Source organism: Eubacterium limosum (genome assembly GCF_000807675.2).
GTDB lineage: Bacteria > Bacillota > Clostridia > Eubacteriales > Eubacteriaceae > Eubacterium > Eubacterium limosum.
Genome location: NZ_CP019962.1, coordinates 2,243,523 through 2,269,546 on the forward strand (window position 1 = coordinate 2,243,523; position 26,024 = coordinate 2,269,546).

At 44.7% G+C, this 26,024-nt stretch carries 29 protein-coding genes and 1 pseudogene; 25 read left to right on the top strand and 5 right to left on the bottom strand.

Annotated elements, in window-relative coordinates:
- Positions 1 to 46: 46 nt before the first annotated feature.
- Complete coding sequence (locus B2M23_RS10430) at positions 47 to 658, top strand: hypothetical protein (RefSeq protein WP_038352574.1); 612 nt, start codon at positions 47 to 49, stop codon at positions 656 to 658.
- Positions 659 to 982: 324 nt separating this feature from the next.
- Entirely contained in the window at positions 983 to 2,176 is a 1,194-nt protein-coding gene (locus B2M23_RS10435; protein WP_242945790.1) for a CaiB/BaiF CoA transferase family protein, read from the top strand.
- Positions 2,177 to 2,328: 152 nt separating this feature from the next.
- On the opposite strand, the gene B2M23_RS10440 is transcribed toward B2M23_RS10435, so the two are convergent.
- Positions 2,329 to 2,619 carry a hypothetical protein gene (locus B2M23_RS10440; RefSeq protein WP_038352572.1) on the bottom strand — a complete coding sequence of 97 codons (291 nt, stop codon included), beginning with the start codon at positions 2,617 to 2,619 and terminating at the stop codon, positions 2,329 to 2,331.
- A 175-nt stretch (positions 2,620 to 2,794) separates the two neighbouring features.
- On the opposite strand from B2M23_RS10440, the gene B2M23_RS10445 reads away from it, so the two are divergent.
- The 14 genes and pseudogenes from B2M23_RS10445 (at position 2,795) to B2M23_RS10510 (ending at position 12,628) form a co-directional block, all read left to right on the top strand.
- Positions 2,795 to 2,974, top strand: coding sequence for a hypothetical protein (locus tag B2M23_RS10445; protein ID WP_038352571.1), 180 nt, complete (start codon positions 2,795 to 2,797; stop codon positions 2,972 to 2,974).
- 149 nt (positions 2,975 to 3,123) lie between these two features.
- Positions 3,124 to 4,596, top strand: a complete 1,473-nt coding sequence (locus B2M23_RS10450) for an alpha-amylase (protein ID WP_038352570.1) — start codon at positions 3,124 to 3,126, stop codon at positions 4,594 to 4,596.
- Positions 4,597 to 4,624: 28 nt separating this feature from the next.
- On the top strand, positions 4,625 to 5,545 hold the full coding sequence (locus B2M23_RS10455) for a magnesium transporter CorA family protein (protein ID WP_050814042.1): 921 nt from the start codon (positions 4,625 to 4,627) through the stop codon (positions 5,543 to 5,545).
- Between the two features lie 75 nt (positions 5,546 to 5,620).
- On the top strand, positions 5,621 to 6,073 hold the full coding sequence (gene mscL, locus B2M23_RS10460) for a large conductance mechanosensitive channel protein MscL (RefSeq protein WP_013379644.1): 453 nt from the start codon (positions 5,621 to 5,623) through the stop codon (positions 6,071 to 6,073).
- Positions 6,074 to 6,148: 75 nt separating this feature from the next.
- Positions 6,149 to 6,496, top strand: a complete 348-nt coding sequence (locus B2M23_RS10465; protein WP_038352569.1) for a DsrE family protein — start codon at positions 6,149 to 6,151, stop codon at positions 6,494 to 6,496.
- Positions 6,497 to 6,826: 330 nt separating this feature from the next.
- Positions 6,827 to 7,387, top strand: coding sequence for a TetR/AcrR family transcriptional regulator (locus B2M23_RS10470; RefSeq protein ID WP_038352568.1), 561 nt, complete (start codon positions 6,827 to 6,829; stop codon positions 7,385 to 7,387).
- 16 nt (positions 7,388 to 7,403) lie between these two features.
- On the top strand, positions 7,404 to 7,847 hold the full coding sequence (locus B2M23_RS10475) for a hypothetical protein (RefSeq protein WP_038352567.1): 444 nt from the start codon (positions 7,404 to 7,406) through the stop codon (positions 7,845 to 7,847).
- Positions 7,848 to 7,954: 107 nt separating this feature from the next.
- Positions 7,955 to 8,254: a hypothetical protein gene (locus B2M23_RS10480; protein ID WP_038352566.1), complete on the top strand. Its 300-nt coding sequence runs from the start codon at positions 7,955 to 7,957 to the stop codon at positions 8,252 to 8,254.
- An 81-nt stretch (positions 8,255 to 8,335) separates the two neighbouring features.
- Positions 8,336 to 8,866 (top strand): large conductance mechanosensitive channel protein MscL, encoded by a 531-nt coding sequence (gene mscL, locus B2M23_RS10485; protein WP_052237275.1) that lies wholly within the window; start codon positions 8,336 to 8,338, stop codon positions 8,864 to 8,866.
- Positions 8,867 to 8,918: 52 nt separating this feature from the next.
- The gene (gene sdaAB, locus B2M23_RS10490; RefSeq protein ID WP_038352565.1) at positions 8,919 to 9,587 is read left to right on the top strand and encodes an L-serine ammonia-lyase, iron-sulfur-dependent subunit beta; all 669 of its coding nucleotides are present in this window, start codon (positions 8,919 to 8,921) and stop codon (positions 9,585 to 9,587) included.
- Between the two features lie 10 nt (positions 9,588 to 9,597).
- Positions 9,598 to 10,494 (top strand): L-serine ammonia-lyase, iron-sulfur-dependent, subunit alpha, encoded by an 897-nt coding sequence (gene sdaAA / locus B2M23_RS10495; RefSeq protein ID WP_038352564.1) that lies wholly within the window; start codon positions 9,598 to 9,600, stop codon positions 10,492 to 10,494.
- Positions 10,491 to 10,595: pseudogene (locus tag B2M23_RS10500) on the top strand (cytidine deaminase); the annotation flags it as partial. The gene sdaAA and the pseudogene B2M23_RS10500, both read left to right, overlap by 4 nt.
- 84 nt (positions 10,596 to 10,679) lie before the next feature.
- On the top strand, positions 10,680 to 12,155 hold the full coding sequence (locus B2M23_RS10505; RefSeq protein WP_038354278.1) for an IS1182 family transposase: 1,476 nt from the start codon (positions 10,680 to 10,682) through the stop codon (positions 12,153 to 12,155).
- A gap of 74 nt (positions 12,156 to 12,229) precedes the next feature.
- Positions 12,230 to 12,628 carry a deoxycytidylate deaminase gene (locus tag B2M23_RS10510; RefSeq protein ID WP_341455948.1) on the top strand — a complete coding sequence of 133 codons (399 nt, stop codon included), beginning with the start codon at positions 12,230 to 12,232 and terminating at the stop codon, positions 12,626 to 12,628.
- 50 nt (positions 12,629 to 12,678) lie between these two features.
- On the opposite strand, the gene B2M23_RS10515 is transcribed toward B2M23_RS10510, so the two are convergent.
- Entirely contained in the window at positions 12,679 to 13,329 is a 651-nt protein-coding gene (locus B2M23_RS10515) for a pentapeptide repeat-containing protein (RefSeq protein WP_052237403.1), read from the bottom strand.
- A 148-nt stretch (positions 13,330 to 13,477) separates the two neighbouring features.
- Here B2M23_RS10515 and B2M23_RS10520 point away from each other — a divergent pair, with 148 nt between their 5' ends.
- Entirely contained in the window at positions 13,478 to 14,788 is a 1,311-nt protein-coding gene (locus tag B2M23_RS10520) for a putative DNA modification/repair radical SAM protein (protein ID WP_038353515.1), read from the top strand.
- The gene (locus B2M23_RS10525; RefSeq protein WP_038353516.1) at positions 14,773 to 15,567 is read left to right on the top strand and encodes a TIGR03915 family putative DNA repair protein; all 795 of its coding nucleotides are present in this window, start codon (positions 14,773 to 14,775) and stop codon (positions 15,565 to 15,567) included. The genes B2M23_RS10520 and B2M23_RS10525 overlap by 16 nt, the downstream gene beginning before the upstream one ends.
- On the opposite strand, the gene B2M23_RS10530 is transcribed toward B2M23_RS10525, so the two are convergent.
- The 3 genes from B2M23_RS10530 to B2M23_RS10540 form a co-directional block, all read right to left on the bottom strand.
- Positions 15,564 to 16,535 carry a DUF6179 domain-containing protein gene (locus B2M23_RS10530; protein ID WP_038353517.1) on the bottom strand — a complete coding sequence of 324 codons (972 nt, stop codon included), beginning with the start codon at positions 16,533 to 16,535 and terminating at the stop codon, positions 15,564 to 15,566. The two genes, B2M23_RS10525 and B2M23_RS10530, sit on opposite strands and share 4 nt — an antisense overlap.
- A 1-nt stretch (position 16,536) precedes the next feature.
- Positions 16,537 to 16,983 (bottom strand): DUF6323 family protein, encoded by a 447-nt coding sequence (locus B2M23_RS10535; RefSeq protein WP_038353518.1) that lies wholly within the window; start codon positions 16,981 to 16,983, stop codon positions 16,537 to 16,539.
- Positions 16,984 to 17,203: 220 nt separating this feature from the next.
- Complete coding sequence (locus tag B2M23_RS10540) at positions 17,204 to 18,523, bottom strand: ATP-binding protein (RefSeq protein ID WP_038353519.1); 1,320 nt, start codon at positions 18,521 to 18,523, stop codon at positions 17,204 to 17,206.
- A gap of 201 nt (positions 18,524 to 18,724) precedes the next feature.
- On the opposite strand from B2M23_RS10540, the gene B2M23_RS10545 reads away from it, so the two are divergent.
- The 7 genes from B2M23_RS10545 to B2M23_RS10575 all read left to right on the top strand — a co-directional run bounded on the left by B2M23_RS10545 (position 18,725) and on the right by B2M23_RS10575 (position 25,989).
- Complete coding sequence (locus tag B2M23_RS10545; RefSeq protein WP_052237404.1) at positions 18,725 to 20,203, top strand: M23 family metallopeptidase; 1,479 nt, start codon at positions 18,725 to 18,727, stop codon at positions 20,201 to 20,203.
- Between the two features lie 61 nt (positions 20,204 to 20,264).
- Positions 20,265 to 20,942: a RecX family transcriptional regulator gene (locus tag B2M23_RS10550; RefSeq protein WP_038353520.1), complete on the top strand. Its 678-nt coding sequence runs from the start codon at positions 20,265 to 20,267 to the stop codon at positions 20,940 to 20,942.
- 127 nt (positions 20,943 to 21,069) lie between these two features.
- Positions 21,070 to 22,020, top strand: a complete 951-nt coding sequence (locus B2M23_RS10555) for a 2-hydroxyacid dehydrogenase (protein WP_038353521.1) — start codon at positions 21,070 to 21,072, stop codon at positions 22,018 to 22,020.
- A gap of 7 nt (positions 22,021 to 22,027) precedes the next feature.
- The gene (locus tag B2M23_RS10560) at positions 22,028 to 22,633 is read left to right on the top strand and encodes an FMN-dependent NADH-azoreductase (RefSeq protein WP_038353522.1); all 606 of its coding nucleotides are present in this window, start codon (positions 22,028 to 22,030) and stop codon (positions 22,631 to 22,633) included.
- Between the two features lie 122 nt (positions 22,634 to 22,755).
- Entirely contained in the window at positions 22,756 to 23,472 is a 717-nt protein-coding gene (locus B2M23_RS10565) for a GTP pyrophosphokinase (RefSeq protein WP_013379665.1), read from the top strand.
- A gap of 152 nt (positions 23,473 to 23,624) precedes the next feature.
- Positions 23,625 to 24,836, top strand: coding sequence for a 5-bromo-4-chloroindolyl phosphate hydrolysis family protein (locus tag B2M23_RS10570; RefSeq protein ID WP_167617859.1), 1,212 nt, complete (start codon positions 23,625 to 23,627; stop codon positions 24,834 to 24,836).
- A 1-nt stretch (position 24,837) separates the two neighbouring features.
- Entirely contained in the window at positions 24,838 to 25,989 is a 1,152-nt protein-coding gene (locus B2M23_RS10575) for a toxic anion resistance protein (RefSeq protein ID WP_038353523.1), read from the top strand.
- Positions 25,990 to 26,024: the final 35 nt, after the last annotated feature.

Consider the following 26,024-nt stretch of genomic DNA (forward strand, 5'->3'; position numbering starts at 1 on the left):
AAGAATAAATTATCCGACACCAAAACACAGAAAGTATATCGATTATATGCAGTCTATATGCAATGAACAGCGACTTTCCCTTGTTTTAGAGGGGTCTCTGGCGGCAGGAAAGGCAGGCTGTTTTTCGGATATTGACTTGATCTTAACAGGAAATATAACGGCAAGACAACTGGAAAAAATAATATCAGGCTATGGTTCTTTAGCCATGACTAATTATACGGAAAAACCAAAAGGAATTTTAATCTTAAACTATACAGATGGTATCAGTGTAGATCTGGATATCCGTAAGACTGTGCTTAAAAAGGAAATTGCAGTAAACCATATTTTGTGTAATTTTGGATTTGACATTGGAAAAAGAGTTGAGCGTCTGGGATTAAGAATGGACTTAGTGCCCGAGCGTCCCCTTTGGTATAAAACCCTCAGGCTTATCCACCGTTGTTGTTTAAAATATCTGACAGGTAAGATAGAGAATGCCGATGGGTTGGCGAGAGAGGTTGCCGAGGGAGTAGATCAGTGTTGCGGCATAAAGCTTCAAAGACAGTCAATTCCAGAGAGTATGATCGAAGCCTTTAGTGCTATTGATGAATATTTTTCTGTTGAGGTCATTATTCGAGAGCTTTTTGAGCCTTTATTTAAAGCAATGAAAGAGAAAGCATAAAAAAAGACAAAATTTTACTCTTTTAGAGTTTAAAACGGGCTTTAGCTAAAAATAGTTGTCAGTTTTAGATTCGATTGGACTTTTTTCTGTCAAGATTTTAGCAGTAAACAGAGACAAAATGCATTGAAACATTAACGCTAAAAGAATAAAATAATGAGGAATTCCAAAGAGCTTTTGCCTTTAAACGCAAAAGCAAATGAAAAGAATTGAACGATTCTTTTCCCCTCATTTTTTGTCTCCGGTTCGCCGGAGGCATTTTTGTTTTTTGCATAATAGCGGTCATTCTGTTAAAATGAAGCTAAAAAATGGGGAGGAATCATGACAATGGCAGATAAAAGAAAAGAAGGAGCTCTGGAGGGCCTGAAAATACTGGATTTCTCAACACTTTTACCAGGCCCCTTTGCCACAACCATGCTGGCAGATTTAGGGGCAGAGGTGTTGAAAATAAGCGGACCAGGCAAGCCAGATATTGTTTTAGACTATCCGCCCTTTGTTGAGGGGACCACGGTATCGGCGAACCAGGCCTGGCTTGGGCGAAATAAAAAGACCATGCTGCTGAACTTGAAAAAGCCGGAAGCCATCGGTATCGTTAAAAGGCTGATCATGGAATATGATATTGTTATGGAACAGTTCAGGCCTGGGGTTATGGAGAAGCTTGGGCTGGGCTATGAAACCCTTGCCGAGATCAACCCGCGCCTGATCTACTGTTCCTTAACCGGCTATGGACAGACTGGGCCTCTGAGTCATAGGGCAGGACATGATATTAATTACCTGGCAAGAAGCGGCAACATGGCCCAGGCTGGCCGTACAGAAACAGGACCGGTTCTGACCAATATGCAGGTTGCCGATGTGGCGGTGGGCTCAATGAATTCAGTCATTGGGATTCTGTCAGCGGTCCAGTACCGGAATCGGACAGGGAAGGGACAGCGTGTGGATATTGCCATGCTGGACGGTCTTATTCCTTTTAACGGTATGGACGGCACAGCTTTTCTGGCGGATGGAAAAGTTCCGAAGCGCGAGGGTGAACGCCTGAATGGCGGCTGTATGTATGATTTTTATGAGACAAAAGATGGGCAGTACCTGAGCGTTGGCGCCCTTGAACCAAAATTCTGGGCAGAATTTTGCCGTTGTATCGGGCGTGAGGATTTGATCGAGGGATCAGTATGGCCTGAGGACGTAAAGACAGTCAAGGAGGTCATAAGAGGGATTCTCAAGGAAAAAACAAGGGATGAGTGGATGGCTGTTTTTGACAGCCACGATGTGTGTGTGGAGCCAGTGCTGTCAGTGCAGGAGGCTCTGGCAGAGGATGCGCATATTCGCGCGCGTGAAATGGTGGTAGAGGTAGAGCTGCCGCTGTCGGATGGGAAGAAGATCCCCCAGTACGGCACTGCGGTCAAGCTGTCCGAAAGCCCTGCCCAATACCGGTTCGGCGGTTATCCGGTCGGTTATCACACCAAAGAGGTGCTGAAAGCACTGGGCTGCTCAGACGACGAAATCGAAAGCTTAATGTCAATATAATTTAACAAGCTTTTAACTGGTGCTCTGGGCAGAAAACAGCTATAATTAAATTAGACACCAGAAAACTTTTCATTTCTCTCTGAGACTTCCGCTGTTTTGGCGGAAGCCTCTTTTTGTATTAAAAAAAGCCTGGTAAACCAGGCATAAGGTAATTAGAAAAGACGTCCGCCGCCGAATATAAAGAACAGCAGGCTGGCCACCTTAAAGACGACCACCATAAGGCCAATGGTCCGTCCGGTTTTTGCGTTATCATTTTTCGGGTCGGCCGCCAGCTCCTTTTTCCCCATAAAAAAGGCTACAGCGCCGCAGATGATGATGATGCCGCTTAAAACAAGTGAAATCGGATTGGTGTTGTTTTGGAAGCTTAAGAGAATATTAAGCGCCCACAGAATAATGGCTATCACGCCAAAGGTATAGCCTCTCTTACCAAATTGAAAGCCCATATTTTTCTCCTTTTCTTTTGTTAGTTGAACGTTTTGGCTCAGTGCTATTATACTTGTTCAAATAAAAAAATACAACATTGAACCACTGATTTTATGTTTTTCTGAAATTTAGGGGGAAGTGTTATTTTCAACAGGTCTTTGGGTAAAAACTAAATAACACTAAAAGGAGGTATTTATGATGGAAAAAGATACAAGCGCATTTTTAAAGGATAAAAGAGGTGCCGCCTTGACAGCTGATAACACAGGCAAGTGCGGTGAGTATGTCTACGAGGAAACCATTTGCTCCGCCGAATTTCCGCAGGGATGTATTGATTCGGAATCACCGAAGCCCGATGCAGCGGCAGATGTTGAATAAACACGATTAAGCAAATCCGGGCACGTCTGAGGGCGTGTCTTTTATTTTGTGAAAATGTAGCGTCGTTTTCATTATGGTTTAATGTTTTTATAATCTCTGCGTGATATAATAAAAACCAATACCTATAATCGTTATGAGAAGGTGATAAAATGAATAACGGAACAATGATGCAGTATTTTGAATGGTACCTTCCGGCAGATAAGCTGTTGTGGAAGCGGTGCGCCGCTCAGGCGGGAAATCTGAAAAAAGCTGGAATTACCGCTGTGTGGCTCCCTCCCGCTTATAAGGGCGCGGATGGTATTTACGATGTGGGTTACGCGGTTTATGATACATATGACCTGGGAGAATTTGACCAGAAAGGCGACATTGCCACCAAATACGGCACCCGTGAAGAATATTTAATGGCCATTGACGCTTTTCACAATGAGGGAATTCAGGTTTTAGCCGATATTGTGTTAAACCACCGGATCGGAGCGGATGAATGTGAGGAAACGGAAGCAATCCAGAACAGGGAAACGGACCGCAATGAGCAAATCGGCGAAAAGAGTGTCATTACAGCCTGGACAAGGTTTACCTTTCCGGGAAGAAACGGAAAATATTCGGATTTTACCTGGAATTGGCGTTATTTTGACGGGACAGACTGGGATAATAAAAGCAACAGAGGCGGTATTTACAGGTTTCATGACAAGGGATGGGACAGCGAAGTGGACCCGGAAAATGGTAATTATGATTACCTGATGGGCGCAGATGTTGATATGACCAATCGGGAGGTGGTCGAGGAGCTTAAGCAGTGGGGAAAATGGTACCTCGAAACTGCCAATATGGACGGTTTCCGCCTGGATGCGGTTAAGCATATCCGTTTCGAGTTTTTTGATGAATGGCTCTCCTATCTCAGAGAGACAACGGGTAAAGAGCTTTTTTCAGTGGGCGAATACTGGAGTGCGGAGGTCGAAACGCTGGAGCATTACTTTAAAGTCTGTAACTGGAGTATGTCACTCTTTGATGTGCCGCTGCATTTTAAGTTTCATCAGGCCTCCTGTGAGGGGCAGGCCTTTGATATGGGCAGCCTGCTGGAAAACACGCTGGTTGCCGCCTTTCCGGATAAGGCCGTAACCTTTGTGGATAACCATGACACACAGCCAGGACAATCCCTGGAATCCTGGGTGCAGGAATGGTTCAAGCCCCAGGCCTACGCGGTGATCCTGCTGAGGGAAAGCGGCTATCCCTGTATTTTTTACGGGGATTATTATGCCATGCCCCACGACAATCTGCCAGCAGTCATTGGACTGGAAATGCTTTTGAGGGTCCGGAGCCTTTACGCCTACGGACAGCAGCATGATTATTTTGACGATGCGAATATTGTGGGATGGACCAGAGAAGGGGACGTTGAGCATCCGGATTCCGGCATTGGTGTTTTACTGTCCAACGGCCCGGAGGGGGAAAAACGGATGTATATTGGAGCAGCCTGCGCGGGCCAGTCTTTCAGGGACTGTACCCGTCACTTTTCAGAGCCGGTTGTCATAGATACAGAGGGCTATGGTATTTTTAAGGTTTCGCTGGCCGCCCTGTCCGTTTGGGTCAACGAGCGAGCTTACGGTGTGCTAATGATTAATCTCCCATAAAAATACAGAATCAGGAATGGATGATGAAATGTTATATTTGATGGAAAAATCAGGGATTTACCCTATCGAAGATGAAACAGCGCTGGAACCCGATAAGAAATATATTGGTGTCTACACCTACGAGGCGGCCGGCGCGCTGGGGGATAAATTTGGACTTCACTCCGGGCTTCTAAAGCGGACACTGTCCAATGACTCGATCCGCTTTGAAAGCTATGACCGGCTGGATATGCTCTGTATTGCTGTGGTCGATCTGGCGGTAATGAAGCTGGATGTCCCGACAATGCATTTGTTTATCCGGGAAAATGCTTTTTTTATAGTCTGTGAGGATAGGAAATTTGTCAGCAGAATTCTTAAGCGGATTTCAGCGTACGATAAGCTCGAGGTGAGCTTTGGCCGTTTGCTGTTTCATCTTTTCGATAAACTTCTGGAGGATGACAACAGCTATCTGGATAAATTTGAAGAGAAAGTTATGGCTCTTGAGAAAAAGATCATTGATGACAAGAGAAATAAAAACTATGTGAACAATATTATCGGCTACAGAAAGAAGCTGGTACTGCTGAAAAGGTATTATGAGCAGGTCAGTGTTGTTTTTAAATATATTGATTTGAATGAAAACAAGCTTTTTGATCACCAGTCTTTAAAGCTGCTGCGGATTTTGTCGGGGAAGGTGGACCGCCTTTATAACAATGTGCTCTCACTTATTGAATATGTGGCACAGATACGTGAGGCTTATCAGGCCGAGGTGGACATAAACCTCAATACGACCATGAAATTGTTTACTGTTATCACTACCATCTTTTTTCCGCTCAGTCTGATTGCCGGCTGGTATGGTATGAATTTTAATATGCCAGAGTATCAAAGCCTCTACGGTTATCCCATGGTTATTATCCTGAGCGCCGGAGTGATCGTTGCCTCGGTTATCTATTTTAAGCGGAACCACTGGTTTTAAAAAGTTGATAAAAATGTTGCTTTTTTCTGTAAGTTGGATATATTTATTAAAACAACTTAGGGAAGGATTGTGTTTATGAAAAATTTACTAAAAGAATTTAAAGAGTTTGCGCTCAGAGGCAATGTGATGGAACTGGCTGTCGCGGTGATTATGGGCGCGGCCTTTCAGGGAATTATCAGTTCATTAACCGGGGATATTATTTCACCGGTTCTCGGCCTTTTTGGTGGTGTTGATTTCAGCAATCTCGCAATCAATATCGGGGATGCCAGTATCCGCTACGGCGCTTTTATAACAGCAGTTATCAATTTCATTATCATGGCTTTTGTTATTTTTCTGATGGTCAAGGGCATGAATAAGCTGGCGGGTCTCAGAAAAACAAAGGACAGTGAGGAAGAGGAAGAAAAAACAAAAACCTGTCCTTACTGCTATACCGAAATACCCCAAAAGGCAGTACGCTGCCCGCACTGCACCACTGTTTTGGTTAAACGAAAAAAACAAGCGTCAGCAGAAATCCAAAGTGAAGATTAAAACCTGCCTGGGCTCAGGTAAACAAGCGCTGGTCCGGGTATAATAAGAAAAAACCATTAAAGGAAGTGTTTTAAAATGAAAATACTGTTTCATGTGGATGATACAGACCGGTTGGGTATGGCGGCCACCAATGCTGCCAATGCCGTTAAGTATGTTCAGGATAACGAGCTTACGCTGGAGGCTGAGATTGTGGTGAATGGCGAAGCTGTTACCGGGCTGGTCCGCCGCTGTATTGAAGAGCCCTTATACAAAAGTATGAAAAAGCTGACAGACGGGAAGGTGCGTATTGCAGCTTGTCAAAACGCATTGAAGGCCCATCAGCTTTCAAAAGAGGAGCTGTGTGATTTTGTCACTGTTGTTCCCGCAGGGGTTATTGAGCTGGCAAAAAAACAGGAAGAGGGCTATGCTTATATTAAGCCTTGACAGAAATACTTTGCTTTTGCAGGTGTTTTTTATGTCAGTCAGTTTTCGTACCCGTTACGCGAAAAAAGCTATCGCTGTGTTTTGAGCGATAGCTTTTTATATTGCCTGAGAAGGTTTTAGGATGTGTGGTCAGCAGGCTCAGTGCGCTTGCTGTTCCTTGCGTTTACCGGCAGCTTTATTCAGTTTATCTGCCATGTTTTCAGCAGCATTGTATAAACGGTGGATTATTTAGAAATTCTTAAATTAAAATAGTTCTGTTTTAAAAGATTGACAAAACTGCAAAAAAGATTTAATATTGTAATATGAACAATGTTCATTTTGGAGGAAACAATGAATATAAACGTAACGTCCAGGGAAGCGCTGGTGACAGCTGCCCGGGAAATCGCGCGGACAGAAAGTCTCTCTAAAATCAGTATCCGGCGAGTGGCCTCTGTATGCGGTATCTCAGTCGGGGCTATATACAATTATTTTCCAACCAAAAGTGAGCTGATGCTTGCTGTTATTGAAGACTTTTGGCGATCGGCCTTTCATGGCGTGGGGGATGATTTATTTAAAGAAAAGAATTTTTGCCTTTTTATAAAAGGTGTCTATGAGCGTCTATACCGCAATGTACAGGAAGTCTATGAGAGCTGGCTGGAAGAAATTACCAGACTGGATCTGGGCCAGGGCGGTAAGGAGCAGGAAGCCCGTTATTTTGAGCATATTAAAAAAGGGTTGCTGAAGGTTCTGGAAAACGACACTGCCATAAGACAGGACATCTGGAATGACCAGTTCACAAAAACTGGCCTGATTGATTTTGTTTTTGACAATTTACTGCTGCTCATGGGAAAAAGAGAAAAGGAATGCGGCTTTTTAACCCAGATGCTGGAGCAGGTGCTCTATTGCAAATAAAGAAAGGATAAATTAAGTGAAAAAAATAATTCCCAAAGTTGATAAGCTTACACTGCTGGTACTGGCTGGCGCAGTCTGGTTTATCGCAGGCTTTAACATTATGCGTATCGGCACACCGGATATGATCGCGAACTGGCATAACCCGTTGCTGCCGCTTTTGTTTTCAGTGGTGGTATTCGGTCTGTTTTTTAAATTTGTGTTTCATAAGATGGTGGTTAAGCACAGCGCGCGTATTATGAATTACGGAGACGGAAAGATCCCATTTTACCGTTTTTTTGATAAAAAGAGCTATCTGATTATGATTTTTATGATTACCTTTGGGGTAACCTTAAGAATGTCACATTTAATCCCTCCGCTCTATCTCGGTACCTTTTACACCGGGATGGGGGCATCCTTAATCGGCGCAGGTGTTTTTTTCTTTATCCAGTACCGGAGAAATGCTGTGGCTGTGAATGCTTAAGCCTTTCTGATTTAATGCGATTGGGCACAAGTTTTAACATGTTTTTAATTATATCTGTTGGGTAAATATGTATAATAGAAATATAAAAAGAAAGGAGTGCTAAAATCATGTTATATAGTACAGAAATGATGCGGAAAGCAATGTCCCTCGCGAGACACGCTTATTCAGACCGTATCGACAGAAAAGGAAGATCTTTGTTTTTAATGGCCTGTGCAAGAGCAGAAAAAATGAAAACAGAGAAGGAGACCGTCATTGCTCTGTTAAAAATGACAATGGAAGAAACAAGTCTGACACTTAATGAAGTGAAGCAGGCGGGCTTTGAAGATGCGATAATCAATGCACTTCCAAGCGGACAGTCTGCTAAAAAATGTTATGTGAAATCCACATTAGAAAGTCTGACAGCTTAAACGTTCGCTCGGAAAGCTCAGGCTTTCTTTTTTTATTTTTTGAAAAAGGGTAATAAGTATAACATGAAGGGAGGCAGCTTTGTGTTTGACGATTTTAAAAAATTTGCATTTAAGGGGAATATCCTCAGCCTGGCCATCGGTGTGGTCATCGGGAATTCTTTCAACAGGGTCGTATCTTCGGTGGTCAGCGATATTCTTATGCCTTTTTTTGGCTATCTGACAGCAGGTATAGATCTTAAGACTTTGAGACTGGTGCTGCACCCGGCAACCCTTGAGGGAGATAAAATTATCCGTCCAGAGCTTGTGATCTCCTATGGGGATTTTTTACAGAATGTTGTTGATTTTTTTATCATAGCGCTATCCATTTACATTGTGACAAGAGTTATCCGAAAGCTTAGCCGCAAGGAGCAGAATCAGGATCAGCAGGACGCAGTGACGGAGATTGACCTGTTGACGGATATAAAAAATATATTGGAAAAGGAACAGAATAGCCCACCGGCAACGTCAGCGGACAGTTTAAGGGCTCAAAAAACAGACCTGCCAGTACAAAATGTTCGGATTTCCAAAAATGCGCAGAAGCTGCGGCTTGATAAAAAGTATAGAATCCATTAAAATAAAGAGTAAACTTATTTGGAAGAATTTCTAAAAGATAAAGAGGAAGCTATTGAAAGAATTAACCGTGTTTGACATTATCGGGCCAAATATGATCGGGCCCTCCAGCTCCCATACCGCGGGAGCCTTGAGAATCGCACTGCTGGCCCGAAAAATGGTCAAGGGAAGCATCCGGAAAGCAGAGTTTGTGCTCTATGGCTCCTTTGCCCGGACCTACCGCGGCCACGGCACAGATAAAGCGCTGGTGGCCGGAATTTTGGGCTTTGGCACCGAGGACTACCGCATCCGGGATTCCTTTGAATACGCCAGAAAAGCAGGGCTTGAATACCGTTTTATCACCAATACTGAGAAAAAAGATATCCATCCCAATACTGTGGCCATTACTATCACCGACACAGAGGGACAGACCACCGTTGTCGTCGGAGAGTCCATTGGCGGCGGAGCCGCAGTGATCCGGGAAATCAATGGTGTCGAGATTGCCCTTTCCGGCGAATATAACACCATACTGGTCAAGCAGAGGGACAAACCCGGCGTGCTGGCCCACATCACCCGCTGCCTGAGCGACTGCCAGATCAACATTGCTTTTACAAAGCTTTATCGGGAAAAGAAAGGCGAAATCGCCTACACCATCATCGAAACTGACGAAGAGATCACAGGCGAGGTCATTGCCGCCATCGAAGCATCCGAGAATATTATCAGCGCTACGCGCATCGAGCTGTAGGAGGAAAGCGATGAATTTTACAAATGGAAGTACCCTGTTAAAAAGCTGCCACCGCCATCAGTGTCCGATTTCCGAGGCCATGTTCAGAAGAGAAACCACCTATCTGGAAAACACACCTGAGGAAACAGAAGTCCGGATGCATCACGCCTGGGAAATCATGAAAGACGCAGTCAGAACCTCCCTCGAAAAAGAGCTGACCTCCGTCGGCGGACTCATCGGCGGCGAAGCGCGCAAGCTCAATGCGCGCCGCCTGGCCGGTAAAAGCATCAGCGGGCCCCTGACCGCCAAAGCCATCGCCTATGCCATGGGCGTGCTTGAAGTCAACGCCTCCATGGGGCTGATCGTCGCGGCCCCCACCGCCGGCTCCTCCGGTGTACTGCCCGGCGTACTCTTGGCCGTTCAGGAGGAACACGGGTTCAGCGATGCCGAGATGGAAAAAGCCTTATTTAACGCCGGGGCCATCGGCTACATTATTTCACGAAACGCGACCGTAGCCGGAGCAGAGGGCGGCTGCCAGGCCGAGGTCGGCGCCGCCAGCGCCATGGCCGCCAGCGCGCTGACCGAGCTCTTCGGCGGCACACCGCAGATGTGCCTGGGCGCAGCCGCCAACGCCCTTTCAAATCTGCTGGGACTGGTCTGTGACCCCATCGCAGGATTAGTAGAAGCGCCCTGCCAGAAGCGTAACGCCATCGGGGCATCCAATGCCATCATCAGCGCAGAGATCGCGCTGAGCGGCGTGGAAAACCTCATTCCCTTTGACGAAGCCGTCAGTGCCATGCTGCAGGTTGGGAGAAGGCTGCCGCCAGAGCTGCGGGAGACAGCCCTTGGAGGCATGGCTGCAACGCCGACCGGCTGCGCACTGTGCAAGCGAATTTATAAAGGACAGGATGAGGAGGAAAGAGAATGAAAAGAGAAGATTATTTATCCTGGGATGAATATTTCATGGGAATCGCCCTGCTGGCGGCTAAAAGGAGCAAGGACCCCGGAACACAGGTAGGGGCCTGTATTGAGTTTGTGTCAAAAGTCCACCTAAATCCCCAAAATCGTGGTATAATTAATACATAATCTTAAAATAATCGGGAGGGTATTCTTATGGATTTCATTATTGGAAATAATCGTCATCAAGGGATGTTACTTCCAGACTGTATCGAGGATTATGTCGATGAAAATAATCCTGTACGTGTCATTGATGCTTATGTTGATACCTTAGATTTCGAAAATCTCGGATTTAATAAGTGGAAACCCAATCAAACAGGCCGCCCGATGTACTCGCCACGTGATCTTCTAAAACTTTATATTTATGGCTATATGAATCACGTGCGTTCTTCCAGGCGTCTGGAAATTGAGACCAAACGAAACCTCGAAGTGATTTGGCTGCTTCAAAAACTTTCCCCGGATCATAAAACCATTGCCCGCTTTCGCCAGCAAAATCCAACGGCACTTAAGAATGTCTTTAAAAACTTTGTACAGCTCTGTACCCAATGGGAGCTTTACGGTAAAGAACTGCTTGCGATTGATGGCAGCAAATTTAAAGCCTGGAATACCAAAGACCGCAACTTCACCAAAAACAAACTAAAGGATCGGATTCAGCATATCGAAGAAAAAATCGAAAGCTATCTTGATGCTTTAAATCAGAATGATGCACTTGAAAATCAAAGCACTTCTGAAATATCCAGCGATATAAGCGAAGTTATTCATCAGCTCACTGACCGCAAAACACTTTATGAATCTTTTTTAGCGGAGCTCGCTGAAAGCGACGAAACCCAAATTTCGCTTACCGATCCCGATAGCCGTCTGATGAAAACTAAAAACGGGCTTGATGTCTGTTTGAATATTCAAACCGCTGTCGACAGTAAAAACAAAATGATTGTTGAATTCACGGTTGAAAATCAAGCTCAGGATAAAAATTTAATGGGTCCTTTAGCTCAAAAAGCGGCAGATTTATTGGAAGTGCCCGCCATGACCGTCGTTGCAGATAACGGCTACGACAGTGTAAGTGATGTGGCTCAACTTTATCTCAGTGGTCATCGTCCTGTTGTTGCTGGAGGGGATTATGAATTTTGTATTCCTACAGATGCGGCAAATACTGAAAAGATTACCGACTATGATTCGAACGTTGCACGCGCGATTTATCTTCCAGAGCGTAATATTTTCATCTGTCCACTAGGAAAAGTGTTAAGGCCCTGTACTTATAATAAAAATAAACATGTTGCCAAATACGATAATACACAAGCCTGTAGACACTGTCCTAAAAAATGTACAAAAATGCGCTATTACCGCGCCGAGCGTGTCATGAAACCGTCAGAATACACCAAGGCCTTCGATGATTCCGACTTATTCCTTCGAAAAGTTCACATCTTTCAAAATAAAGAGATCGTTCGACAAAGAAAGGCCATTGTTGAGCACCCCTTTGGAACCGTAAAACGCGCAATGGGCATCTCCTATCTTTTACTGAAAGGCAAGCAAAAGGTAGAAGGTGAGATTGCGCTTGCTTTTCTTGCCTTTAATCTTAAAAGAGCCATCCATATCATGGGAATCCAGCCATTAATCCAAGCAATCCGAGCATAGCGCTTCTTTTTTTGCTCTTTTTTCAAAGTTCAACCTTTACCCAGGGGTTTGGGGACGGAGTCACCAACAAGAGACTGTGTTTTGACACAGTCTGTATTGTAAGCCCAGACAATAAAATTTTAACCATGGGCTATAATGGTATGCCCACAGGCTGTCATGATGACGATATGCCCTGGGAACGGGAGGGTGATCCCCTTGAAACAAAGTATCTTTACGTCTGTCATGCCGAATTTAATGCTATTTTAAACAACGGCGGCCGTTCCCTGAAGGGGGCGACCCTTTATGCGACTCTTTTTCCCTGTAACGAATGCGCCAAAGCGATCATTCAGTCAGGAATCCAAAAGGTTATTTATATGGAGGATAAATACGCGGATACGGATGCGGTCGTCGCCTCTAAAAGAATGTTTGATATGGTTGGGATCACCTATGAAGCTTACGAGGTTAAGCATAAAAAAATTGTCATTGAGCTGTAAGGTCAAAATAAGCTGCCGGATTCTATCGGCAGCTTATTTTTTTACCTTTTTTATTCTTTAATGACAACGCCTAAAAGCTTTGAAAGCTCAGCAGCCTGAAAAATATTTACAACAGCGCCGCGCAACTCCTGGCTGCCTGAAACCGTGATCCGGCTCAGCGTATTGCTCGTGAAATCTATACTCTTTAAAGGGGTGTGAAGAAAATCGGCCTCGGAGAGGTCGCATTGCTGAAACTGGGTGGTTCTCAATTTACAGTCCTGAAAGCTGATATTTTGGAGGGGACAGTTTTCAAAAAGGACATGCTTGGTTTTGCTGGTGGAAAAGTTCATGAAATTACCAAGGCATTCTGAAAAGTGGCATTCTTCCAAAATGCAGGCGTTAAAATCTGTGCCAAGGAGTTTGCAGTTTTTGAAAACAACGCGGTGAAAGGTGGAATCACTGAGGTCAAGGTTCGATAGATCACAGCCCGTAAAAATAACATCAGCAAAAAAAGTATGAGTCAGGCCAGAGGATAGAAACTGGCAGTTTTTAAACTGGCAGTGATGAAATTCAAGCTTTGAATGGTGAAAAGCTTCAAGACCAGTATCGCTGAATTCAAAACTTTCAACATCTTCTTCCGCATCAATACATTCATAAATAATAGTGAGCAGGTCATTATAAGGCTTTAGTGGGTCGGGAAAAGCCGGTGGTTGTAAGCGCATAAGGACACTCCTTTCGTGATGATTCATTATAGCATAACAGATATCAGAATTAAATAGAAAATTTGTTCTTTTCGGTTGACTAATAAGATCAAATGTTTTATACTGTTTTTAAAGAAAGAACGGATATTTGAAGAGATGAGGGTTTAAAATGGAACTGTTGGACAAATTGAAAATTCTAACCGATGCTGCAAAATTTGATGTAGCCTGTACCTCCAGCGGGGTAAAACGGAATGGAAAGAAGGGTGCTCTGGGAAATACGGTAGCGGATGGCATCTGCCATAGCTTTGCAACGGATGGCCGCTGCATTTCCCTTTTGAAGGTGCTGATGACGAATGTATGTGTCTATGACTGCAAGTACTGTGTGAACAGGGTTTCTCAGGATGTTGAGCGCGCTGCCTTTACCCCCAGGGAGCTGGCAGATCTGACCATTGGCTTTTACCGGCGAAATTATATCGAAGGCCTTTTTCTTAGCTCATCGGTTATTAAAAACCCCGACTATACCTGCGAAAGGATGCTTGAAACTCTGGCGCTTTTGAGAGGGAATGAATACAATTTTAATGGGTACATTCACGTAAAAGCCATCCCAGGAGCCGATCCAAGGCTTTTGACACAGCTGGGCTATCTGGCAGACAGGATGAGCATTAACATTGAGCTTCCGTCAGAGGAGGGCCTTAAAAGACTGGCGCCGGATAAAACAAAGACTTCCATTTTTAAGCCCATGGGGATGATTACAGATAAAATCGAAGAAAACAGCTACGACGTGGTCAAATACCGTCATACCCCTAAATTTGTTCCAGCCGGTCAGAGCACACAGATGATCATCGGTGCAACCCCGGACACAGACTACAAAATATTAAATCTGACGGAAGGTCTTTACCAGAAATATTCGCTTAAGCGTGTGTTTTTTTCTGCTTATGTGCCTGTGTCAGAGAATAAGCTGCTGCCAGCCCTGAATACAAAGCCGCCGCTTTTGCGGGAGCATCGGCTGTACCAGGCAGATTGGCTGCTTCGGTTTTATGGCTTTCACGCGGCCGAGCTGCTGGATGCCGAGCATCCAAATTTTAATCCTCTGGTTGATCCGAAATGTAGCTGGGCACTGGCACATCTGGATCAGTTTCCCATTGAAGTGAACACCGCTTCCAGAGAAATGCTTCTGAGGGTGCCAGGCATTGGGGTTAAAAGTACCATGCGCATTATTCAGGCGCGGCGGATGGGCAGGCTGGATTTTGAAGGGCTGCGTAAAATCGGCGTGGTTTTGAAACGGGCGCAGTATTTTATTCTGTGCAGCGGGAAAATGGTCGAGGGGCTTAAGGTAACGCCGGACGGTGTGCTGAGAGCGCTGATTTCAGAGCAGGGACAGCGTGATTTAATTGAGCGAAAATATGAGCAGCTTTCCTTTTTTGACAAGGATCAGTCGCCTGTATTGCACAGGGAGGTTTTAAAATGTCTGACACAATGAAACAGGTTTATCTCTATGATGGCACCTTTGAAGGCTTTCTGTGCTGTGTTTTTGAAAGTTATATGAAAAAAGAAACCCCTGCCGATATTGTGCCGAACACCTTTGAGCAGTTTTTTCTTTATCCTGTTAAGGAAATTGAAACAAACCGCGGACACGCCGACAGGGTTTTCCGTTCGTTTGATATTAAAATGTCCCCAGAAGTGACTGATTTTATAAAGTGCGGATTTTTAACCTGTCACCCTAAAAAGGAAATGCTGATGTATCGTTTTATCCGCAAGGGCTATCGTTTGGGCGGCGGCATCATTGACTGTCTGGCTGACCCGGATGTCCATGAGCTTTATAAAGCGGTAAAACACCTTAAAAACGAAGCGCATCTCCTTCGCGGTTTTATCCGCTTTGGTGAATATAATAAAACCCTTGTCTCGGTGATCGAACCTAAAAATTGGGTGCTCCCCCTTTTAGCAGAGCATTTCAGCGATCGTTATAACGGAGAAACGTTCATGATCTATGACGAGGTCCACCACTCAGCCCTTATTTATCACCCCTATGAGTGGATGCTCGTGCCAGTTGAAAATTTCACACTGCCGGAGGCAGATGCAGAGGAGCTTCTTTTCCAGCAGCTGTGGCAGCGTTTTTATAAAACGATCGGCATTAAACAGCGTTTTAATCCCAAATGCCAGATAACACATATGCCGAAACGCTATTGGTCCCACACTGTTGAGCACCAGCCTGAGAGACTTGCCGCATCTGAGGAGAAAAGGCGCTTGAGCAGAACCTAACGGACAGCCAGAAAAGAGCAGATGGTCTCCTGTTTGACTGCTCGGTATAATCCAGCAACGGTTTTATCCTGAGATTTGCCTAAATAGGTTTTAAGTGAAGGCCAGCGCAGTCCTTTTTCAACGATGATGGCAGAGATTGCCTGGCTGACAGCTTCTTTGCATTTTTTTCGAGGCTGTCCTTCAAATCGTTCAGACAGCGACAAGGCTTCCTGTTCTGTCAGAAGGATTGAGGCATTATCATCATCCAGGAGCTTACGGGCTACGGCATTATTGAGCACCAGACCAAAAATATTTTCTGTAAGGTCTCTGCTGGGATATCCGATATTGGCGGCAAACTGGTTCAAAAGTGTATTGATTTCATTATAGTCAAACTGATTACAAAAGTGATTTTCAAGATAGAGGTTATTGATAATATCTTTCATATAATGGATACCGGAAAGATTTTTCTGATAGTAGCAGGGAAGATATTCCAGCATGCCGGGAGTTTCAGTTGCCTTGAATTCGGGGTTATACTCTTTAAAAAATAAAGGTATGTCATCAATGGTGGTGTTGTAGGCATAAACATCTACTTTCAATCGGTTCCCCTTCAGCCTTGTGTAGAGCAGCTTCGTCTGGTTGATTTCCTGTTTGATCTGGGTCAGCCCCTCGGTAAAAAGACTTGGAAGGGTTGAGGTTTGAAGTTTTTCGATGGCGTCTTCGGGATTTTCATACTGGGATAAGATGGTGTCGATGCAATAAAAAATGCCATCAGTCAGGACACCGGCGATTTCTGTTTTGACAGAGCTCCCTCCCTGGGTGTAATGGCTGATCTGGCGGGTAAGCAGTGCGCTGAGGTGCTTTTGAAAGGTTTCAAGGTTGTTTTTGTTAATCATTCCAATGCGCACACCCTCGTATAACAGTGTTTTTGTGTACTCGGCAGGGTCTAAATTTTTGATTTTTAGTGTGTTAATGGGCTCCATTTGTTTCATTTTAAATCTCCTGTTTGTGTAATTTGCTTCTGCAAAGTGCGTTAATTTGTCGATCCATCAGGATATCTTCGGCATTTGTCAATCCGCGGTCCAAAGCATCGGCCAGATGCTCGATGATGCAGTCGTCGCGGATACGATCCAGAGTATCTTCTTTAATAATATAGAAGGCTTCGATCAGTTCTTCCAGAGTTTGAGCATAGTTTTCTGGCCAGAGACTTTGAGAATGGCAGACTGCGCGAGTAATTTTTGGCAGTATACCCTGGCCAATTTCTACACGTCCATGGCTTTTAAGCTCGCTGATATTGCGCATTATCAGCTCATGGGCTTCGTCGGGAGTGAGGGAAAGGCCGTATTTAGCGGCATCATCATTGGTACTGAGAATAGCATTTTCTTTTTCAGCAATGTCCAGAGTACCAGAATTCAGCAGTGCAATCTGAAAATTCTTCATAAATATCCTCCTTGCCTATTGACAAAATGACCGATATGTGATATAATTATAAAATTAATACATATAAATAATTTGAACGCAAACACTAGTATAACATTGATCGCGCAGTGCTGTCAATGTTTTTTCTTTTTTTAAAAAAAAGACGGCCGGTAGATTCTACCGGTCGTCGATAATCCGAAAAAAAGCCGCTGAAAGGTGATTGCAGCGGCTTTTTTAATGGCTAATCTTCTGTAAAGGGATTTATTTTTAAATAGTCTATGAACTGCTCAGCTGTACGCCCGGAGCGGTTAAGGTGACGCAGCTCCCACTGAATGGCCAGAGACTCAATTCTCGCGGTGGGCATGTCGATGCCCGCTTCCTTTGCGAGTTCCAGAACCATGGAGAGATACCCCTTCTGATTGGGAACCTCAAAGGTGAGCACCAGGCCGAAACGGCTGGAAAGTGAAAGCTTTTCTTCCATGACATCTTTGGTATGGACTGCGTTATCGCGCTCGGACATGGTCTCAGTTACCAGGTGGCGTTTGTTGGAGGTTGCATAAATCAGCACATTCTGTGGGTTTTCCTCGAGGGAGCCCTCCATAACATTTTTGAAAATTTTATAGTCGGCGTCGTCCTCGTCAAAGGAGAGGTCGTCGATAAAAAGAATGAAGGGGTAGGGCCGCTTTTTAACGTATTCGATGACCGAGGGGATATACTCCAGCTGGTCTTTTTTTATTTCGACCATTTTGAGCTTGGTATCCTTAAAGGTATCCAGCAGAGCTTTGACCATGGTCGATTTTCCGGTGCCCATATCGCCCTGGAGCAATACATTCAGACCAGTATAATTGTTTATAAAGGAGGCAGTATTGGCAATGAGCTCCTTTTTTTGCATATCATAGCCGACCAGGGAATCCATAGGCTTATATTTTTGATTGGTAATGGGGGAAAGACGTCCGCCCTCCACAATTTTAAAGCTGACGTTAATTTCAAAAATCCCAAGACCATGATGGTTGATGTATTCGTTGGTGGCGGTAAAAGCTTTGTCGATGTCCTCGGTTGAAAAGGCCAGGTCGATTTCATCACAGGGCGGAACCGGGAAAAAGATATGGGCAGAAAAGATATTGGTGTCATCAAGATTTGTTTCCTTTAAAAAGGTATCCCAGTCAAAGTGATAGAGCTTCATGAAAATTTCAAATTCATGGTACATGCTTTTGGCAAAAGGGTGCTGCTTGGTGACCGACCCTCTTTCGAACAATAGCGTTAGGGGGTTCTCATTCCCAACGATCTGGGTGATCAGAAAATCTTTCCAGGGAGTTTTGGCGTAATTGGTATCCTCGCTTTTATTAAAAGAGTAGCCCAGCATCAGAGATTTTAAATGATAATAGGTATCCAGATATTCCCTCCGATATTCGGCACCCCTTAAGCCGGATTCATAGGCTTTTGAAAGAACCAGGAAATCCTTGAGGATCGGGTGCTCCAGAACGGGACGGTAAAAGGAAAGCGTGTTAAAGATATCTGTCGCAATCACACGATTTATATTATCAGAGCTTTCAGTTGTCATATTTTGTTCACCTCAATAGTAAATTGTATTTTGTATTCTATTATAGCATAAGCGGTTGCGTGATGGGACTAAAAAACAAAAAATCTTAAAGATTCATCTTTTTTGTAACAAAAAAGTTACAAAAATCTTGAGAAAAGTTTACGTTTGTGTTAAAATTCAACTAACAACATGTTTTAGCGCTAATTAAGGAGAAAATATAAATTGAAAACCTCAAAATTCGGAGACAAGCTGAATTCTGTTGAAGAAAAGATTAACGCAAAGCTGGACAAATTTAATGATAAAATTGGAAAGCGGATTTTCACTGCCAGAGCGTCTGCCCTTGTGGTAACAGCCTTTATGGTCTGTGCCGGAACGGGAATCGCCCATGCTCAGACAACAGCTTACGAGGTGTTGTATAATGGGCAGAGCATTGGATATGTTAAGGATCAGAGTACCTTTGACAGTGCCCTTGGAGAGCTGCAGCAGAAGCTTTCAAAGGAATATGGTAATGAGAATGTTATTATAGCGGATGATATCAAGCTTAAGCCAGCCCGCACAATGGGAGAAAAACTTGATGTGGATCAGTGTGCTGAAACCATTTATAATGCCGGAGTTGATGTTAAGCTCAAGGGGGCTGCCATTATGATTGATGGAAAGGCGGCCATTCAGACCGACTCCAAAGAGACGGCAGAAAAGGCGGTGAACGATTTTAAACAGCAGTATTCCCAGGTAGAGGGGGCGACAGTTTTGAGCTCAGAGCTTAAGCAGAACGTCACCATTGATGAACAAAATGTGGAAGTGCCTAACGCCAGGAATTATGACGCTACCATGTCATACCTGAAAGAAGGAAATGAGATTACCGCTCAGACCACCGTTCAGCCGGGAGAAACCGATGGAAATCTTATCGCAGCCAATCGTGGAACAACCGTTGACCGTCTGGCAGCCATGAATGCTGATAAAGATCTGAACGCTTTGAAGGAAGGCGACGTCCTGAATACAACTCAGAAAGCGCCAGTACTGACAGTGGTTACCGTTGTCGAAAAGCAGTATCAGGAAGAAATCCCCTTCGAGACAGAGGAACAGCCTACTGATGAGCTGATGACTGGCGAAGAGGAAGAAGTACAAAAGGGCGAAAATGGACAGAAAGATGTCGATGCTGTTTTCACCTATGAAAACGGCCAGGAGGTCGGCAAGGAAGTTAAATCAGAAAATACCACCAAGGAACCGGTTAAGGCAGTTAAGCGTGTAGGAACAAAGGAAGCAGCATCTGCACCTGTATTCAGAGGCTCTATCAGCGGCAGCGGACAGTTCCTGATACCAACCAGCGGCCTTGTGGGTGAAATAGGACGTCCGGGCGGCGGATCAAGCAACCACTCCAATGGCTGCGCTGTGGATATTTTGAACAGCTATGGCACCCCGGTTTACGCATCAGCGGCCGGAACAGTAACACGCGCGTCAAGCTTTGGCGGCTATGGAAACTGCATTGAAATTCAGCATGAAGGCGGCTACTCGACATTGTACGGCCACCTGAGCAGCATTGATGTCAGTGTTGGCCAGACTGTTGGTCAGGGTGAATATATTGGAGGAACTGGTTCTACCGGATCTTCAACGGCCAACCATCTTCATTTTGAAGTGAAGGTTGGCGGCGTTGCCCAGCTTATTCAGGATTATATTCCTGTTTCGTCTGGCGCTTATGTTTAAAATTTGTTAAAATAAAACTGCCGGGATCAGCCGGCAGTTTTTTTAGTGGAAAGGAAACCCTATGAGCGATCCTAAAACAGTTCAGAAAGCTTATGATCAGAGTCTGAATTACATTTCCTTTAAAAATCGGACTGAAAAGGAAATGGTCGACTATCTGGAAAAAAAAGAGTACAGTGAGCGCGTAATTGCAGAGGTTATGGCAAAGCTTGTGCAATATGCCTTTATAAACGACACCGCTTATGTAAGGAATTATTGCTATAACAATATCCATTTCAATTTCTGGGGAAGGGTTAAAATGCGCTATGACCTTAAAAAACGGGGGATTCCTCAGGAACTGATTGCCAGCTTGGACGAACTTTATACGCCGGAGCAGGAACGGATATGCTGCGAGAAACAGTTTGAAAAAGCGGCCCGCCAGTACAGCCGGGAAAGTTACCGGAAACGTAAAGGTAAAATTTATACTTTTTTGCAGAGAAAGGGATTTCCAGGTGAGGTCATCCGCGAGGTGATCGAGGCTAACCTGCCTGAGGATGAAACAGAAAATCTGACCGAGGAAGAGGCTGAGGCGCTTCTCGAAAAACAGATGACTGAGCTCAGACGTTTTTATGAAAAATACCGTAGGATGCAGGAAAACAAAGGTTACACCGGCCGAGAGCTGAAGCAGCGTGTTACCCGAAATCTGATGAGCAGGGGCTACAGTTATGATCAAATACGAATAATGACTGAAGAAGACGAATAATTATCTTCTCTGCCGTTAAAGTTACAAAGAATTTTGGTGATTGGTATAAATTTATCCTTAAAAAGCATGCGGGTTTGTATTATAATAAGCTTATTAGGATTAAATAAGGATTCGGAGGCAACGAGCGATGAAGATTGTAATAATGGAACCCCTCGGCATTACAGAGGATGCACTGCAGACACTGAGCATGCTGCTCCGTGCGGACGGGCACGAGTTTATTGCTTATGAAAACCGGGAAACCGACACAGAAAAGCTGATTGAGCGGGTAAAGGACGCCGATGTTGTCGTACTGGCCAACCAGCCCTTTGGAAAAGAGGTTATTGACGCCTGTAAAAATCTGAAGCTGGTGGATATTGCCTTTACAGGGGTTGACCATGTAGATGTTGCCGCCTGTAAGGAAAGGGGCATTATCCTGTGCAATGCGGCGGGCTATTCGACCAATGCGGTGGCCGAGCTGGCTTTTGGCCTTATGATTGATGTCTACCGCTATATTGTGACCTGTGATCACGAAACCCGTAATGGCGGGACCATCGGAGGCTTGATCGGCCATGAGCTCTGTGGCAAAAAACTGGGAATCGTAGGAACTGGTGCCATTGGCTTGAAGGTGGCAGAAATTGGAAAAGCTTTTGGATGTGAGCTTTTAGCCTACAGCCGGACCGTTCGCTCAGAGGGTCTGGAAATGGGTATCAAGTATATGGATTTAGAGGAGCTCCTCAAGCAGAGCGATATTGTAACGCTTCATATTCCTGTAAGTCCAGAAACACAGGGACTGATCAGCCGGGATATGCTGACGCTTATGAAACCCGAAGCCATTATAATCAATACGTCGAGAGGCGGCGTTATTGACAATGAGGCTTTGGCAGACGCGCTAAAAGAGGGAAAGGTGGCCGGCGCAGGTATTGATGTTTACGAGGAAGATCCGCCGCTTCCAAAGGACTACCCGCTTTTAAGCGCACCGAACACGGTTCTCACACCACACGTGGCATACGCCACAAAAGAATCCCTCTATAAACGAGCAGTCATTGTATTTGATAATATTCGCTGCTGGCTTGAGGGTAATCCACAGAATAGGGTATAGGTAAAAAATGGAAAAAATATTAGTTATAACAGCCAGTCCCCTGGCTGAGGATTCAGTCAGCTGTAGACTGGCAGATATTTTTATGAAAAACTATCAGGAAGCGCATCCGGAGGATCAGCTTAAGCGTATTGATCTCAGCCGTCTGGAGCTTCCGGAGATTGACGAAGAGCTGATTGCCTATTTTAACGGGCAGTCTGACGGAGATAATGGCGTGTACACAGAAATCGACGACCTTTGTGAAGAATTTATGATGGCGGACAGAACTGTTTTTGCTCTGCCGCATTGGAACCTGATCGTTCCGCCGAAGATGGTCAGCTACTCACTGGCGGTCATGCGTGCGGGCAAAAGCTTTCGTTATACGGAAAAAGGGCCAGTCGGCATGCTGGATAATAAAAAAGCTCTGATTCTGCTGGCCAGCGGCGGTACCTGCAACACCGATAATCCCATTATGCACTGTTATGGTGTGGACTGGCTTAAGGGAATCCTTGGCCTGTGTGGGATTGAGGATGTCTCTGTGCTTTACGCTCAGGGCATGGAGGAACGTCCGGATAAAACACAGGAGATCGTGAATAATGCCTGTTTAGAGGTTGAAGCCTTCTCAAAAGAATGGTAGAATAAAAGCAGATGCGAAAAAAGCGTCTGCTTTTTTAATTTGTTTTATGAAAAATTAAGCGAAACGTATTAAAATAGAGTTTGTTATTGAGATTGCTTTATAATCACAACAGGAGAGATAGTATGCTAAATACAAAAATAACCGATAAGACACCCATGGTGGATATACTAAAAAAGGTTGAGGCGGAGGTATTTGTTGGAAACGATACCACAGACCCTTACGAGGTGGCGCAGGCTTTAATCAAGGAATTATATGATTTGGAAAATACATTCACAGCAGCGATTAAGGAGGTTCGTACGAAGCTTGAGATTCTGAATGACGAGTTTCAGTCTACCCATGAGCGCAACCCAATCCACACCATCCAGTCCAGAGTAAAATCGCCCAAGAGCATTGTTGAAAAACTGGACCGCAAGGGCTTTGACCTGAGCGTCCAGTCCGCCCGGGAAAATCTGGATGATATCGCAGGGATTCGTATCATCTGCCCGTATATTGAAGATATTTACGCTGTTAAAAATCTTTTGAAGGCGCAGGACGATATTGAGCTTGTCCGTGTTACAGATTATATAAAAAAACCAAAGCCCAATGGTTACCGAAGCCTGCATTTGATTTTAAAGGTGCCGGTGTTTTTTTCAGACCATAAGGAAATGGTCAAGGTAGAAGTGCAGATCCGGACCATCGCCATGGATTTCTGGGCCAGCCTGGAACATCAGCTTCGGTATAAGGCAGTGGACTCGGCCAATATTCCGGAGTCTGTGGCCCGTGAGCTGAAGGAGTGCGCAGACACCATTGCAGAAACCGATGTGAGAATGCAGGATATCCATAATCAGGTGATCCGATAAAAATACAGCCGCCAGAAAGCTGCGTTAGCCTCTGACGGCTGTATTTTTGTTTAATAAAACCTTGCAAACCGCCTGTTTTAGCAATTTCAAATTGTTATTTTATGTGTTATAGGATATAATTGTTTTACAGCATGAATATTATGGAGGAAAAAGTGTCTAAAAATGATTATTCCAATCTTGGCGAGGAAATTAAATCCATTGTGAAAGAAGCCATAAACTCGACGGATTTTAAACAGCTCAACAAAAATATAAGCAATACGGTGAACAGCGCGCTGGAAGAAGTGAAAAAAGGTGTGCAGAGAGGGAAAGCCGTATGGTATGAAACAAATGCCAGGATTGACGATGAAGAAGAAACAGAAACAGAGACGCAGGTGGTAGAGCGGCCGCTGCGCGCACCGGTGGCAAAGTCACCGGCTGGTAAAATATCCAGTATCATTATGATGATACTAGGGTACTTTGGGATAGGATTCAGCGCCTTTGTTCTGGCAGCTGTGGGGATTGCCGTCGGTATATCCGGCAGTCTTATTGCAATGGGCGTATCCATGGGGGTACTGATCCCTCTGCTGATTATATGCATCATCCTAGCCGTAACAGGAACAAAATCCAGAGGCCGGGTAAAGCGGTTTTATGAGTATGTGCGTACCCTTAACGGGCAGGCCTATATCTCCGTAAAACAGCTGGCATCCAGTGTTGGAAAAAATGATAAATTTGTCGTCAAGGATTTATTGAGAATGATTCGCTCGGGCATGTTCCCTGAAGGACGGATCAATGATGAAAAAACCTATCTTCTGTTAAGCGATGAAGCCTATGATGCTTATGAAAAATATGAGGAAGGCGTCCGTCTGCGCGAGCGTGAGGAACGCCGGCTAAAGGAAGAAGTAGAGCGGCAGCAGAGAATGGAGGCTCAAAATCCGATTCTCAAGGAAACACGTCTGCTTATAGAAGAAGGCAAGGAAAGTATAGAACAGATCCGAGAGGCTAATGAGGCCATTTCGGGGGAAGTGATCTCGCAGAAGCTTGACCGTTTGGAAATCATACTTTGCAAAATTTTTGAGTATGTTGAAAACCATACAGATGAGCTTCCTGAAACCCGCAAATTTATGGGCTACTATCTGCCAACGACCCTGAAACTGGTCAACGCCTACCGTGAAATGGACGCGGAGCCTATCCAGGGAGAGAATATCCGGAGCGCGAAGCATGAGATCGAGGCGACATTGGACACCATCAATTATGCCTTTGAAAACTTGCTCGACAGCTTTTATCAGGACAAGGCAATGGATATCTCAACAGATATTACAGTGCTTGAGACCATGCTGGCCCAGGAAGGCCTGACAGAAAAAGACTTTAACACTGGAGGAAAGTAAAATGAGTGATGAAATAAAAGATTTTGAAACCGTTACGCCGACTCTGACTTTTGATCCCTTTGAGGAAGTAAAGGAGCCGATGCCAGAGACGGTAAAAGAAATGGCTGTAGAGGATGCAGCCTTTAATGAAAATACGCTGACGCCAGAAGAACGCCAGATGGTGGAAAACTTTTCACAGCAGATCGAGCTTACCAATTCCAATATGATCATGCAGTACGGTGCGGGTGCACAGAAAAAAATTGCTGATTTTTCGGAGACTGCATTGGACAGCGTCAAGAGCAAGGATCTTGGTGAAATTGGTAATATGCTCACCAATATGGTCACAGAGCTCAAAAGCTTTGATGTCCAAGAGGAGGAAAAGGGATTTTTCGGCTTCTTCAAAAAAAGCGCAAATAAGATTACAGCCATGCGTGCAAAATACGCAACAGCAGAAACCAATGTCAATAAAATATCGGAAATTCTGGAAGGTCATCAGATCCAGCTTATGAAGGATGTGGCCATGCTGGATAAAATGTACGAGGTTAACAAAACCTATTTTAAAGAACTGTCCATGTATATTCTGGCAGGAAAAAAGAAGCTGGCTAAAACGCAGAGCGAGGAGCTGCCGGCACTCGTGGAAAAATCTAAGGCCAGCGGTTTACCGGAGGATGCCCAGGCAGCCAACGATCTGGCAGCCATGTGTAACCGCTTTGAAAAGAAAATTCATGACCTTGAGCTTACCCGTATGATCTCATTGCAGATGGCGCCGCAGATCCGTCTGGTTCAGAATAATGATATTCTGATGGCGGAAAAGATCCAGTCTTCACTCGTCAATACCATTCCACTCTGGAAGAGTCAGATGGTACTGGCATTGGGGGTCGTCCATTCGGGTCAGGCAGCAGAGGCCCAGAGACAGGTTACCGATATGACCAATGAGCTTCTCAAGAAAAATGCCGATACCCTTAAAATGGCAACCATTGAAACCGCCAAAGAATCTGAACGCGGTATTGTGGATATTGAGACTTTGAAGCATACAAATGAATCACTGATTTCTACTTTTGACGAGGTTCTGCGAATTCAGTCTGAAGGCCGCGAAAAACGCCAGGCCGCTGAAGTTGAAATGCAGAAAATCGAGAGCGAGCTAAAACAAAAGCTGCTGGAAATTAAAAAATAAAAGCAGGGCATTGCCCTGTTTTTTTTATTCGGTTT

What these genes read in the sequence shown, in the direction of transcription:
- B2M23_RS10430 (WP_038352574.1), top strand. Translation starts at nt 47, where the DNA reads ATGCAGTCTATATGCAATGAACAGCGACTTTCCCTTGTTTTAGAGGGG.
- B2M23_RS10435 (WP_242945790.1), top strand. Translation starts at nt 983, where the DNA reads ATGGCAGATAAAAGAAAAGAAGGAGCTCTGGAGGGCCTGAAAATACTG.
- B2M23_RS10440 (WP_038352572.1), bottom strand. Translation starts at nt 2,619, where the DNA reads ATGGGCTTTCAATTTGGTAAGAGAGGCTATACCTTTGGCGTGATAGCC.
- B2M23_RS10445 (WP_038352571.1), top strand. Translation starts at nt 2,795, where the DNA reads ATGATGGAAAAAGATACAAGCGCATTTTTAAAGGATAAAAGAGGTGCC.
- B2M23_RS10450 (WP_038352570.1), top strand. Translation starts at nt 3,124, where the DNA reads ATGAATAACGGAACAATGATGCAGTATTTTGAATGGTACCTTCCGGCA.
- B2M23_RS10455 (WP_050814042.1), top strand. Translation starts at nt 4,625, where the DNA reads ATGTTATATTTGATGGAAAAATCAGGGATTTACCCTATCGAAGATGAA.
- mscL (WP_013379644.1), top strand. Translation starts at nt 5,621, where the DNA reads ATGAAAAATTTACTAAAAGAATTTAAAGAGTTTGCGCTCAGAGGCAAT.
- B2M23_RS10465 (WP_038352569.1), top strand. Translation starts at nt 6,149, where the DNA reads ATGAAAATACTGTTTCATGTGGATGATACAGACCGGTTGGGTATGGCG.
- B2M23_RS10470 (WP_038352568.1), top strand. Translation starts at nt 6,827, where the DNA reads ATGAATATAAACGTAACGTCCAGGGAAGCGCTGGTGACAGCTGCCCGG.
- B2M23_RS10480 (WP_038352566.1), top strand. Translation starts at nt 7,955, where the DNA reads ATGTTATATAGTACAGAAATGATGCGGAAAGCAATGTCCCTCGCGAGA.
- sdaAA (WP_038352564.1), top strand. Translation starts at nt 9,598, where the DNA reads ATGAATTTTACAAATGGAAGTACCCTGTTAAAAAGCTGCCACCGCCAT.
- B2M23_RS10505 (WP_038354278.1), top strand. Translation starts at nt 10,680, where the DNA reads ATGGATTTCATTATTGGAAATAATCGTCATCAAGGGATGTTACTTCCA.
- B2M23_RS10515 (WP_052237403.1), bottom strand. Translation starts at nt 13,329, where the DNA reads ATGCGCTTACAACCACCGGCTTTTCCCGACCCACTAAAGCCTTATAAT.
- B2M23_RS10520 (WP_038353515.1), top strand. Translation starts at nt 13,478, where the DNA reads ATGGAACTGTTGGACAAATTGAAAATTCTAACCGATGCTGCAAAATTT.
- B2M23_RS10525 (WP_038353516.1), top strand. Translation starts at nt 14,773, where the DNA reads ATGTCTGACACAATGAAACAGGTTTATCTCTATGATGGCACCTTTGAA.
- B2M23_RS10530 (WP_038353517.1), bottom strand. Translation starts at nt 16,535, where the DNA reads ATGAAACAAATGGAGCCCATTAACACACTAAAAATCAAAAATTTAGAC.
- B2M23_RS10535 (WP_038353518.1), bottom strand. Translation starts at nt 16,983, where the DNA reads ATGAAGAATTTTCAGATTGCACTGCTGAATTCTGGTACTCTGGACATT.
- B2M23_RS10540 (WP_038353519.1), bottom strand. Translation starts at nt 18,523, where the DNA reads ATGACAACTGAAAGCTCTGATAATATAAATCGTGTGATTGCGACAGAT.
- B2M23_RS10550 (WP_038353520.1), top strand. Translation starts at nt 20,265, where the DNA reads ATGAGCGATCCTAAAACAGTTCAGAAAGCTTATGATCAGAGTCTGAAT.
- B2M23_RS10555 (WP_038353521.1), top strand. Translation starts at nt 21,070, where the DNA reads ATGAAGATTGTAATAATGGAACCCCTCGGCATTACAGAGGATGCACTG.
- B2M23_RS10560 (WP_038353522.1), top strand. Translation starts at nt 22,028, where the DNA reads ATGGAAAAAATATTAGTTATAACAGCCAGTCCCCTGGCTGAGGATTCA.
- B2M23_RS10565 (WP_013379665.1), top strand. Translation starts at nt 22,756, where the DNA reads ATGCTAAATACAAAAATAACCGATAAGACACCCATGGTGGATATACTA.
- B2M23_RS10575 (WP_038353523.1), top strand. Translation starts at nt 24,838, where the DNA reads ATGAGTGATGAAATAAAAGATTTTGAAACCGTTACGCCGACTCTGACT.